This is a genomic window from Pseudoalteromonas sp. SG43-7 (genome assembly GCF_014164295.1).
Lineage (GTDB): Bacteria > Pseudomonadota > Gammaproteobacteria > Enterobacterales > Alteromonadaceae > Pseudoalteromonas > Pseudoalteromonas rhizosphaerae.
Map to the genome: position 1 here is coordinate 31,341 of NZ_JACJEY010000022.1, position 11,979 is coordinate 43,319.

Annotated in this window: 9 protein-coding genes; 4 read left to right on the forward strand and 5 right to left on the reverse strand. The window is 38.8% G+C overall.

Annotated features, from left to right (window positions below; all coding sequences use genetic code 11):
• Positions 1-13: 13 nt before the first annotated feature.
• Together H5200_RS11715 and H5200_RS11720 are read right to left on the reverse strand one after the other, a co-directional pair.
• A complete protein-coding gene (locus tag H5200_RS11715; protein ID WP_182718307.1) occupies positions 14-1,651 on the reverse strand; it encodes a methyl-accepting chemotaxis protein in 1,638 nt (545 codons plus the stop codon).
• 188 nt (positions 1,652-1,839) lie between these two features.
• Entirely contained in the window at positions 1,840-4,065 is a 2,226-nt protein-coding gene (locus tag H5200_RS11720) for a S9 family peptidase (RefSeq protein ID WP_182761540.1), read from the reverse strand.
• Positions 4,066-4,181: 116 nt separating this feature from the next.
• On the opposite strand from H5200_RS11720, the gene H5200_RS11725 reads away from it, so the two are divergent.
• Together H5200_RS11725 and H5200_RS11730 are read left to right on the forward strand one after the other, a co-directional pair.
• Positions 4,182-4,577, forward strand: a complete 396-nt coding sequence (locus H5200_RS11725) for an HIT domain-containing protein (protein WP_182718309.1) — start codon at positions 4,182-4,184, stop codon at positions 4,575-4,577.
• A 135-nt stretch (positions 4,578-4,712) separates the two neighbouring features.
• Positions 4,713-5,456: an ABC transporter substrate-binding protein gene (locus tag H5200_RS11730; RefSeq protein ID WP_182761541.1), complete on the forward strand. Its 744-nt coding sequence runs from the start codon at positions 4,713-4,715 to the stop codon at positions 5,454-5,456.
• Positions 5,457-5,523: 67 nt separating this feature from the next.
• Here the strand turns inward: H5200_RS11730 and H5200_RS11735 are convergent, their stop codons facing one another.
• Complete coding sequence (locus H5200_RS11735) at positions 5,524-7,224, reverse strand: dipeptidyl-peptidase 3 family protein (RefSeq protein WP_182739785.1); 1,701 nt, start codon at positions 7,222-7,224, stop codon at positions 5,524-5,526.
• A 283-nt stretch (positions 7,225-7,507) separates the two neighbouring features.
• Here H5200_RS11735 and H5200_RS11740 point away from each other — a divergent pair, with 283 nt between their 5' ends.
• On the forward strand, positions 7,508-8,347 hold the full coding sequence (locus H5200_RS11740; protein ID WP_149981203.1) for an HDOD domain-containing protein: 840 nt from the start codon (positions 7,508-7,510) through the stop codon (positions 8,345-8,347).
• Positions 8,348-8,413: 66 nt separating this feature from the next.
• Here the strand turns inward: H5200_RS11740 and rdgC are convergent, their stop codons facing one another.
• The gene (rdgC, locus tag H5200_RS11745) at positions 8,414-9,325 is read right to left on the reverse strand and encodes a recombination-associated protein RdgC (RefSeq protein ID WP_145241151.1); all 912 of its coding nucleotides are present in this window, start codon (positions 9,323-9,325) and stop codon (positions 8,414-8,416) included.
• 121 nt (positions 9,326-9,446) lie between these two features.
• The gene (locus H5200_RS11750; RefSeq protein WP_182761542.1) at positions 9,447-11,210 is read right to left on the reverse strand and encodes a HAMP domain-containing sensor histidine kinase; all 1,764 of its coding nucleotides are present in this window, start codon (positions 11,208-11,210) and stop codon (positions 9,447-9,449) included.
• A gap of 281 nt (positions 11,211-11,491) precedes the next feature.
• Here H5200_RS11750 and H5200_RS11755 point away from each other — a divergent pair, with 281 nt between their 5' ends.
• Entirely contained in the window at positions 11,492-11,857 is a 366-nt protein-coding gene (locus H5200_RS11755) for a response regulator (protein WP_179959161.1), read from the forward strand.
• Positions 11,858-11,979 lie beyond the last annotated feature (122 nt).

The following is an 11,979-nucleotide window of genomic DNA, read 5'->3' on the forward strand; positions in this document are numbered from 1 at the left end:
TTGTTTTTGTTAATTAATCTAATTTAAAGCGATTAACCACATCAGTTAGCTGTTGGCTACTGTGTTTAAGATTATCGCTCGCACCAGAAAGTTGTGATGTATTGGCCAGAGACTGTTCGGTTGATTGCGATAGTTCATTAATTCGCAAATTGACTTCATCCGCAGCACTTGATTGTTGCTCAGTCGCACGGGCTATTTGACCATTCATATCGGTGATCACTGACACCAGACGTTCAATTTCAGTTAATGAGGTATTGGCAGATCCGGCTTGTTGTACTGTGCTGGTGGATAATTGTTGGCTAGCGGTTACCGCCTCTACGGCCGCCTTTGCGCCTTTTTGTAATTTGGCTATCATCGCCTGAATTTCGTCTGTACTCTTGCCTGTGCGACTTGCAAGAGTGCGTACTTCATCAGCTACAACGGCAAACCCCCGGCCTTGTTCGCCAGCACGTGCCGCTTCGATTGCAGCATTGAGTGCCAGTAAATTGGTTTGCTCCGCAATACCGCGGATCACGTCTAGTACCGATCCTATATTATTACTTTCTTGAGCTAAATCAGCGGTAACTTGACTCACAATCTCAATATTTTTGGACAGTGTTTCTATGGCTTGAATTGTTTTAGCAACGACTTCTTTACCTTCAGATGCATTCACCGCAGCTTGGTTAGCGGCTTGTTCAGCCGCTTCGGCATTGCGACTTACATCATGAATTTGGTGGGTCATTTGCTCCATTGCTGCAGCGACTTGCGTTGAGCTATCGTTTTGCAGTTCAATAAAAGAATGATTGGTTTTACTCGCATCATCCACTGTTTGGGCATGCTGGTTAACATCATTGGCATTATTTGCCACTTGTTTAAGTGACTCACGCATTTTGGTAGTAAATAAATTAAAGTGGCGAGATAACCGTGATACCTCATCATTACCATTTTCATCTAAGGTTTGGGTTAAATCCCCTTCACCTTGAGAGATACTTTTCATCATATTTGCAGCAAGCCGAGTTGGTAATAAAATACTTCTGGCGATTAAGTAACTTAAACTAATTAATAGCAAAATAATCACTGCGGCATTGAGAATAACTAAATTCCGTAAGCTGGCAAAAGCCTCATCAATAGTATCAATATAAACACCTGAACCGACTATCCATTGCCATGGGGTAAAACCTTTCACATAGGCTATTTTATCAACTGGCTGATCTTTGCCTGGTTTAGGCCATTTGTAAGGGATAAAACCTTCACCACTTTGCTTAACTATTTTAACCATTTCAACAAATAACGGTACGCCATCGGGGTCTTTACTGTTGCTGAGTGATTTACCGTTTAACTCTGGTTTAAAAGGGTGCATAACCATGGCTGGCTGAAAATCATTGATCCAGAAGTAATTGTCATTGTCATAGCGAATACTAGCTATCGTAGTTAGTGCACCTTGTTGGGCTTGTTGCTCGGTGAGCTCGCCGCTTTGTTGTAATGAATGATAATGGGTAATAACACTATAAGCAGCTTCAACCAGATTTTTTGTTTTCGTATATTGGCCTGCTTTGAGTGAACTATATTGCTGAGTTAAACTGGTAATACTTAAAAAAAGTAAACCAACAACGACCAAACTTACCAAGATAGCTAAGCGCTGAAAAATAGTAAAACGGCGTAGGTACGACATAAAAAATCCTTTAGAAGTGCTCGCAGTAGGCGCGCATATATTAAGCGTAGTAAATATTACTTTAAAATCTAGTTAACTGTCCCTTGTTTTGGTCTAAATTATTTTAAATAAATAGGATTATCATTAAGTCAAAAAAAAGGCCGATTTTTCAATCAGCCTTTAGTCTAACTTGGGGAGTCAATACTGACTTACTCTACATCAAAATGACGATTAAAGAAGTTAGTGATTGTTTGATGTAAATGTGTTTGCACACTCTTACCACGTAAGCTGTGTTTTGAGCCTGGGTAAGTCATCATTTCAAATTGCTTTTCGTTATCTTGCAATTGTTTGAATAACTTAGTGGCATGGGTAAACAATACGTTATCGTCGGCCATACCATGGTAGATCATTAATGGCCCTTTTAAGCCATCTGCGTATGGAAATACCGCACTGTCTGCATAGCCTTTCGCATTTGTATCAGGATGTCCTAAATAACGCTCGGTATAGTGAGTATCATACAGTGCCCAATCAGTCACTGGCGCTCCAGATACGCCTGCTTGAAAATAATCACCAGCTTTAAACATGGTCATTAATGCCATATAGCCACCGTAACTGTGACCATAAATACCAATACGTTGTGGGTCAACATAATCAAGCGTACGTAAAAATTCGACGCCTTTGATTTGATCAGCCACTTCAACCACACCTAAATGTTTGTAAATGGCATCTTCAAACTTTTTACCACGATTATACGAACCACGGTTATCTAATTGGAACACTACATAACCTTGTTGTGCCATATATTGGAAATATAAGTTCTTGCTGCGCCAACTATTGGTTACGCGTTGTGCGTGTGGGCCGCCATAGACATTGACAAGAACAGGGTGCTTTTTACCATCATTTACCGTTGCAGGTTTAAATAAACGATAGTGCATCACTTGACCATCATCAGCAGTCAAAGTGCCATATTCAGGCTCAGCTAGATCAGCAAGATAAGGGGTCAGAGGATGGTTTTCATCAAGTTTATTTTGTTCTAACCAAGTAACAAATTCACCGTTTACTTTACGCAGTGCAGCTGAGTTTGGCTTGTTGACCGATGAACTGTTATCAATAAAAGTTTTACTGTCTTTTGCCATTACCACATTGTGATAAGCACCTTGCTCAGTGATACGTTTAATATCGCCCTTTTTAAACAGTGGAACACTGTATAGCTGGCTTTCCAAAGGCGTGTCTTTGCGTCCGGCAAAGTAGACAATGCCTTTTTTCTCATCAATACCTTTTAAGCTATCAACCACCCAGTCACCATCGGTGATCTGACGCACTAACTTACCATTGGTACGATATAGATATAAATGCTTAAAGCCATTGCGCTCAGAGGCCCAAACAAAATGTTTTTTGTCTTTCAAAAACTGTAGATCAAAATGTAAGTTGATCCAGGTATCACTAGTTTCTGTTAAGGCGACTTTTTGCTCTGTTGTTTCGCTGTTATAAAAGCGCAATTCTAAGTTGTGCTGTGAGCGGTTTTGCCACTGATATGATAGGGTTTTGTCATCTTCTAACCATTTTGCACGGGCAATGTAAATGTCTTCGTCTTTACCTAAATCAACCCAATCAGTTTTTTGATTATCGAGCTTAACCACACCAAGTTGAATTTTTACATTATTAGTGCCGGTAAATGGGTAGCGTTGGTTAAACAGTTTCACTTCATCAGCGTAAATTTCATTGCGGATAGCTTCTTTAACTGGGCTTTCGTCAATGCGAGTGAAGGCTATTTTTGATTCATCACCAGACCACCAATAACCTGTCATTCGGCCCATTTCTTCTTGCGCGACAAACTCCGCCATGGCGTTTTTGATCACACCGCCGCCATCTTTACTCAGCTGAATTTCTTTACCTGATTTAAGATTTAGCGCATAAAGATTTTGTTCACGGACAAACGAGACAAAGTTTCCTTTTGGTGAAAAGCGTGCGTCGGTTTCAAATGCCTCAGTATCGGTCAGTTTACGGCTTTTTCCTGCTCCTAGCTCGTAATAATAGAGGTCACCATTAAGTGGAAATAACAAGGCTTTACCGTCTTTAGACCATTTGTATTCTAAAATACCTTTACCAAAAATACGTTGGCGCTCACGGCGTGCTTTTTCTTCGTCAGAGAGGTTTTCAGGGCCTGAAAAAAGTTTGGCAGAGTCGACTAAAATACGATTTTTGTTATCTTTTAAATTATATTCCCACAAATCATAACGGTTGTAATCGTCGCTTTTACCTTGCAGGTAGGTAACTCGGCTACCGTCTGGTGAAAACTTAAGCTGTACAGGTGCTTTACCCGCTAAACTTGGATCATCAAAAATACGTTCTAAAGTAAGAGGCTTCGCTTGCACTGTGATGGCTGTTGCCACCAAAGGTAGCAAGTATGAGAGGTGTTTAATTTTTTTTAACACGTGTTTACCTTCGCTCGAATAAAAACTGCAACGATGGTAAAGCCAAGCGTGGGCAACTGCAACTAAATGCTATAAAGTAGCGAAAATGTAATGCACTTAATTTGTAAGGAATAAAAATGACCGTTGAATTCTCTTTAGCTCCAGAACTTGTACGTGATTGTATTGAACTGGCCGATTGGCCATTATGCAAAGTGTTACTTATGAATGATAGTCAATACCCGTGGTTTATTTTAGTGCCTCGTAAAGCTAATTTAAAAGAGAGCATTGATCTAAGCGAGTCTGAACAGGTATTGCTAATGCAAGAGTCAGCGAAGTTAAGTCGGCTACTCAAAGAGGTACTTAACCCAGATAAACTTAATGTCGCAGCGCTTGGTAACATGGTTCCACAGTTACATATTCATCATATTGCTCGCTATAAAACCGATGTCGCATGGCCTGCGCCAGTATGGGGTAAATATCCCGCAGTGCCTTATAGTGAAGAGCAATTGGCACGTTTAAAAACACATTTTTAATCGTGGTTGAGTGTTTACATAATAGAGTTTGATCACAGTATTATGATTTTTCGTTGGGTAAAAATAGACTATGCTTAGGGTCACTAAATCGTGGCTGTTTATTACACTCAGTATATAGGGATTGCAAACTAACTGATGAAAGCTTTTGTATTGTTTACCTTGCTAAGTGTATTTTCGCATCACAGTGCTGCAAATACATTTTACTTTGTTGGTACCACCTTTCCGTCGGTACTTGAAAAAAATGAACAAGGTCAAATAGAAGGCTTAGGCGCCGACATCGCAGGTGAAATTTGCCTGCGTTTAGGTTGCCAAATTAAAATTGATATTTTGCCTTTTAAACGGGCGCTAAAAATGGTTGAGCTTGGTAAGGCTGATGCATTTATAGGTCCTTATAAGTCGGCTATTAGAGAGCAGTATATGGTTTATAGTGAGGCTGCTTTCTATCAAGACCCGCTGGTTTTTTATGTCAAAAATAGTAATGAATTTCAGTGGCATAATAATTTAGAGACATTAAAAGAGTTATCGATAGGGTTAACCCGAGGTTGGAACTATAGTGACGATTTTGAGCGATATAAAAGTCAGTTAGAAATTTCTGAAGTGGGCAATGTTGAAGCCAGTTTTTTGCAATTAATTCATGACCGTGTCGATATTATAGTGACTCATCCAAGAGCCGCACAGCCCGTTATTAAGCAGTTAAGTTTAGCCAATCAAGTGAAACAGTTACAGCCGCCATTAATTGTTAATAAAGGCTACTTTGGTTTTTCAAAAAAACGTAATTTAAATGAGTTTATTACCTTATTCGATAAAGAATTAAATAATATGATTGCTAATGGTGAAGTAAAAAAAATGAGTGAAAAATATGGTTTAGCATTCCCGTAATAGCAATATTGAATTAAAAAAGGCGTTTTAGGTGAGCCCCTAAAACGCCTTTTTAGTATTAATTATATTACTCTAAACCTAACTCTTTCTTACCTTGTTTAAAGGTGACATCTACAGGGATATTAGCTTGGCTTAGTTTTTCTAAATCTTTAGCAAGTTCCACTTTGATATCACCATGTGTGGCAATCAGTTGATCAACTTTCTCATAATCACCATCACCTTGTAAGGTTAAGATCAAACCAGATAGCTTGGCCATTGCTTGGCCCATTTTTTCCATATTTACGCTGTAAAGGCCTTGCTCATTTTTAGAGAATGCACCTTCTTCTGCGAAAAAGTTAAAGCGGATCATATTTGCTTTACCATGGGCACTTGATGCGCCAAAACGCACTGAGCGGAAAATACCGGCCATAAAAGTGATGTAATAATCTTCAAGTGTTCCCTCTGTGATCTCACCTTTTTTGAGTAACTGCTCAACCATGTACAAGCCTAAGATATCGGCTTTGCCTTCTTCTAAAGCACTGGCATGTTCTTGTAAAGACTGACGAACAGTGCCTTTATCTGTGATAGTATTTTTTATCCCTAAACCATGAGCGACTTCGTGGAACATGGTATTGGCAAAAAATGCATCGAAAGTAATGTGTTTACGTTGCTCAGGAACAATTAACTGCTCAGCGATTGGCACCAATATTTTATCAAACTTAGCGCGCATAGCATTTTTCAGTTGTAAACGGCGAGTGCCTTTTTCAAGTTGTACTTGTTCGTCATTTGGTAAGTTAATGGCAATAGTTTTACTGCCAGCATTAGAATGACCTGCGTAGTAAACAACATCATATGCATTTAAGTCCGCATCAGAGCCAGGCACTTCTTGTTTGTATTTGGCATCAACAGGGAGGCCTTTTTGTAGCTCTGGTAAAAATGCTGCAAATTTAGCAAGGCGCTCTGACCATGCTAAATCTTTCACTAAGACATACGATTCAAAGGCTGCGCGAGAGCCGAACAATTGATCTTCATAGGTTTCGATTGGACCAATAACGATATCGATGGGGTTGTTCTTCATGTCCATCCAAGCAAAGTCTGATGCTTGATAATCATCGTTTTGTAGTGCATCTGCACGTAAGTTCAGGTAACTAGCAAACTCTTTATCATCGGCAAGCTTGCTCGCCTCACGTAATAAGTTAGCTGCTTTTTCAAGCGCTTTAGCATATTCAACCGAATAGGCAACGCTATACAGCTTGCCTTGTTCATCTCGCTTAATGACTGAATACAGACCATTTTTATCTGCTACGTCAGCCTTGTTTAGCTCTTCTTTAGAGATATCGGCTGGATAAAATTGAGCTCCGGCTGTTTTATCTTCATAGCCTGACAAAAAGACTTGATCGCCATTTAATCTATCCCATGGTCCATAGTTAATATCGGCAAATTTTTGTACTTTAGGATCATTGATTTTGGCTAAAAATGCCGCTTTATCTTCACCAAATGCTTGGCGCCAGAATAGATCATCCATAATTTTAGACGCATCAATAAGTTTTGCTATTAACGCTTTTTGGTTGTCGCTTAAATGTGATAAATCAGTGGTTAAACTAAAATCGGTATAGATATCAAGGCGACTAGTGTCAGCGTTAATAAGTTGTGGGCCGCTATCTTGTACTTGCTTTGTAGGGGCTGCAGCAGCATTTGACGCTTTAGGTGCGCTGGCTTGATCTGAACATGCACTAAGAAAAACGGCACCGGTAAGAATAAGTGCTTGGCTAATTTTATTGAGAGTCATTATATTGCCTGTTAAAAAGTAAGTTTAATTATAGATACCCTTGAGAGGGTATTTCGCTTCCTTGTTATGCCAGCATTAAAGCAAATCTTATGCGCAAATAGCAAGTTTCCTGTGTTGTGATGGTCTAAGCGAAGGGATATAAACTGTAGTAGAAAAATAAACTAACATAATTTCTATAATTTCCTTAACTTTAGCGGTAACTTAGACAATACTGTATCTATAAGAAATAAACATTCCATGGTTTGGATGTATTAAAAAATCAATACAAAAGGATGGCACATTTATGTCAACAGAAAACGCACTACTGACCATTTTGGTTGATCGTATTAATAATGACACGTTAGTTTTACCAACCTTGCCTGAGGTTGCGGTTCGTGTACGTCAAGCTGCCGATAATCCAGATGTAAATTTAGCGCAAATGGCTGATGTGATCTCTCATGATCCGGCATTAGCAGCACGGATGATAAAAGTCGCAAATAGTGCTTTTATGGGGCGCACAGTTAAAGTTTCTAATATAAATCAAGCGGTAACGAGAATTGGTCTGCGTCAGATCAAAAATATCGCAACAGCAATGGCGATGGAGCAACTATTTGTTTCAAATAATGAGCTGATCAAAGGTTATATGGATAAGGCGTGGCAGAAAACTTTAAAAGTAGCATGTCACTCAATTACTGTGATGGAGTTTTTCCTTAAGAAAAACAAGCAGACCTCATTGAATCGTGACACCATTACACTCGCATCATTGGTTTATAACATTGGTGTATTGCCTATTTTGACGGAAGCGGAACGTCACCCAGAAGTATTTGCCAATCCAAGCTTTTTAGCGCATGCGATTCAAAAGCTTAGCGGTAAAGTAGGGGGAGCCATCATGCGCGCTTGGGAGTTTACTGATGAATTTGTTGAAGTAGCAGAAAGCTGGGCCAATCCTAACTATCGTCCAGAACATATTAGCTATGTTGATTTCATTCGTATCGGTGCGATTATGGAAGGTATTTTACAAGTTTCAGATAAGTCAGCGGCATTACAAACTTACATTGATAAAGGTGTGATCCCATCACTGGATATTTTCTCAAGTGATGAATACAACGATATGCTTGATGATGTGAAATCAGTATTTAATTAAGCTAAGTCGTCAGTTAAAAAAAGCGCCAATAGGGCGCTTTTTTAGTATTTAAAACTTAGTCAAAATTTAGGCTAAATCTTCAACGTCACCTAAACCAGCCGTAAGTTCTTCTAGCATTAGCTTAATTTCTTCAGAAGCGAGAATAAAGTCAGCATCAAGTTTGACTAACATATCTTCTTTAGGGATGTCGGCGTTTTCTTCTTTTAATGTTTCAGAGTAGCTTAAGCGCTTAATAGAGCCATCATTTTGCAGCATGAACTTCAGGCGCTCTTGCCAATCTAGTGCAAGTTTAGTTACGCGTTTACCGCTTTCAAGGTGCGATTTAACTTCATCACAAGCTAAATCATGGCCTTTAAGCTTAACTTGAGCACCGCTATCGTCTGCTTCTTCAAGCTCTGCGTCAGAGCCTATAGCAAAGCCTTCAGGTGTACTGAAGTTAGTTAACCAGTCCGTTAAAAACACATCTAAATCATAGTTTGCAAATGCAGGAACTACCGGCAATGTACCCAATGATTTGCGCAGTAGTGCCAGTAACTCTTCTGCTTTATTAAAACTACCACTGTTAACGACTACCCAGCCATTTTCTTGGTCAATAAAGGCAAACTGTAAACTCGACTTTTTAAAGGCTTGCGGTAATAAGCTATGGAGGATATTTTCTTTGAGCTCGTCTTTTTCTTTTTTCTTAACAGGGCGATTTTCTTCGGCTTCGATAAGTTCTATTTTTTCAGCAACCATGTCGTTGATAACGGATGCAGGAAGTACTTTTTCTTCACGTTTAGCACAAACCAAAATACTCTTTTGTGAGAAATGAGAAAGGGTATCACCATGTTTACCAAAGGCTTTGGTCCAGCCAAATGTACTTAAATCTTGACTACCGCAAGGGCGAAATAAATCTTGCTCTAAGGCTTTCTCAAAGTCTTCTTGGGTGTACGACACGTCTTGCTTAAAGCGGTAACAAATAAGGTTACTAAACCACATAGGGAGATTGATCCATTCGGTAAATTTGCCCAATCATAACAATAAAAAGCTGATGCGCAAATGACTGATTGGCCAAACGTTTAGCAATTAAGCAAAGTGTTAGGCAAACAGTCTCGGCGCATTAGTTATTAAATATCGACAAAGGTTTTGGCATGTCTTTAGGGAAACTAATATGATAATGCAAGCCGTTCCCCGGTGAGCTTGTCGCATCGATTTCGCCGCTCAAGGTTTGCTTAACCAAATTGAAAGTAATGTGTGTGCCCAGACCACTGCCGCCTTGATCGCGTTTAGTCGTAAAAAATGGGTCAAATAGTTTTTCAAGTTGCTGTTCGGTAACGCCATTACCATTATCTTTAAAGTCGATAATTACTTGGTCATCTTCATCTTTAATAGCAATGTCTATAATGCCATTGCTGATACCATCAAAGCCGTGGATCAATGAATTCATAATCAAGTTGGTAAATATTTGACTGATAGCACCAGCAGGTAGATTTAAGGTTAAGTCTACCGGGCAATCTAAATTTATATGATGGCTGGTATTTTTTATCTTAGGGTGTAACGAACGAATAATTTCACCAAGGTATTCTTTTAGGTTGATGGTGCGCACGGCTTCACTGGCTTGATCAACCGCAATTTGCTTAAAGCTGGCAACCAGCTCTGAAGCACGGTCTAGGTTAGTGGTTAATAGGCTAGTACTTTGTTTGGCATCATTGATAAACTCTTCAAGTGCTTTAGGCGAGAGTGTTTTATCTTTGTAAGCATTTTCAATTTGTATTAGGCGCTCTTGCAAAAAGGATGAGGCTGTAACTCCAATACCGACCGGGGTATTTATATCGTGGGTAATACCGGCGACTAAACCACCTAAAGCAGCCATTTTTTCTGAGCTGACTAAACGCTCTTGCGCCATATTGAGTTCATCAACATAGCGTTGCATTTCAGTTTGTTTGGTGAGCAGCTCTTGTTCAGTATGGCGACGCAAATCAACTTCTTCGGTGAGCGTTAGTTTTTGTTTTTCCAACTCGTATTTTTGTTGCTGTAAATCCATCATAGCTTGACTTAAATTTGATGTTTTACGTGCCACTTCTTGTTCAAGTTGTAGATTTTGCTGATCGAGCTTTTCGTTACTTATTATTAATGCTTTTTGAGTTTGTTCAAGCTCTTTGCGGTATTGCACAACTTTATCGATCAACTTATTGAATGATTGCTCCATTACTTTTAATTCGTTGTGCTCAGTTGTTTCAATTTCGATATGTTGACCTTCGAGGTCATCTAATTGAAGATCTTCAATTTGCTCTGTTAGTTGTGCTAGAGGTTCTGTGAGTAGTTTTCTAAATGCCATTAAGAATAAGATGATTAAAAATGTAGTTTTGATCATCGCATTGCCAATTAAAAAATAAATTGAGATCATAATGCGACTAAATACCACTTCTCGGCTCGAAAATAGCGTGACATCACCAACTTGGGTGGCGCGGCCAGAAAATTCAAAGATCAATGGAAAGGTATAACCGAATAAGCCAGATGGAGTATCTTCGATAATGGCTTCTTCTTGTACTAATTGTTGGCTGTATAGCTCGCGAATATCGAGTGAGCGACCTAATTGTGAGATTATTTCGCCGCTATCGTCACGCACAATAATACCTTCAATCATTGGAATTGCTAATAAGCCTTCTGCTGTGGTGATGGTTTGTTTAGTGTTTAGCTCCCAAATAGCACGGGTTAAACTACGACTAAATGTTTTTTGTAAGGTCGTCAGTTCGTCACGTATATAATCTTTCGTGTTTACATATTCTGCAATAACTTGCCCGCACGTGACTACAAAAGTTAATAAAAAGTAGACGGATAACACGCTGGTAAGTAGCTTTTTTGATAGGCTTTTTTGTAGCATCGGTGGCCTATAGCTCCTTTATTTTTTTCACAAAGCTTAATTAATACCCTAGCAACGAGTACACTCAGTACTAAAGTTAGCTAATAAATGTTTAAAAATAAATAAAATAATCTTATTTAACAGTACAAACATTGTTAATTTTCTTTTTTCAGCAAAAACTTAAGCTTATCGCTGTTAAATTTTTGTGTTATAAAATCACAACAGTATTATAACATTATTATTTACTGAGTGATTTGTTGTCTACTCAGTAATCTATTATACGTATTTTAGTTGTCTATATTATGAATTTTTCCGTACTGGTGTGTGATGATTCAACAGTAGCACGCAAACAAGTTATACGCTGTTTAAATGAGTGTATCGCAGCAGATATTATGCAAGCAAAAAATGGCCGTGAAGCGTTGGAGTTAATGCATATACATAACTTCGATTTACTGTGTCTTGACTTAACTATGCCCGAAGTCGATGGAGTACAAGTTCTTGAGAGTATTAAAGCACAAAAGATTGAATGCTTTGTGCTGGTTATCTCGGCAGATATTCAACTTGAAATGAAACAACGTGTCGCTAAGTTGGGAGCTATAGCCTTCGTTGATAAGCCGATAGATAAAACAAGATTAAATGAAATACTGCATAAATTCGGCATTCATTAGATTTCTTTATAATCAAAAAGCATAATTTATCTTTTTATTTGGGGTTGACAGAATAGGCCTGTTTAAGGCAGTCTAAGGGCTATGAAAACAAATAATCACGCATTGACCATTATTATTACAAC

Bases quoted from the DNA above. Each gene is read 5' to 3' on its own strand.
- H5200_RS11750 (WP_182761542.1), bottom strand. From the start codon at position 11,210: ATGCTACAAAAAAGCCTATCAAAAAAGCTACTTACCAGCGTGTTATCC.
- H5200_RS11740 (WP_149981203.1), top strand. From the start codon at position 7,508: ATGTCAACAGAAAACGCACTACTGACCATTTTGGTTGATCGTATTAAT.
- H5200_RS11715 (WP_182718307.1), bottom strand. From the start codon at position 1,651: ATGTCGTACCTACGCCGTTTTACTATTTTTCAGCGCTTAGCTATCTTG.
- H5200_RS11755 (WP_179959161.1), top strand. From the start codon at position 11,492: ATGAATTTTTCCGTACTGGTGTGTGATGATTCAACAGTAGCACGCAAA.
- H5200_RS11730 (WP_182761541.1), top strand. From the start codon at position 4,713: ATGAAAGCTTTTGTATTGTTTACCTTGCTAAGTGTATTTTCGCATCAC.
- H5200_RS11725 (WP_182718309.1), top strand. From the start codon at position 4,182: ATGACCGTTGAATTCTCTTTAGCTCCAGAACTTGTACGTGATTGTATT.
- H5200_RS11735 (WP_182739785.1), bottom strand. From the start codon at position 7,224: ATGACTCTCAATAAAATTAGCCAAGCACTTATTCTTACCGGTGCCGTT.
- rdgC (WP_145241151.1), bottom strand. From the start codon at position 9,325: ATGTGGTTTAGTAACCTTATTTGTTACCGCTTTAAGCAAGACGTGTCG.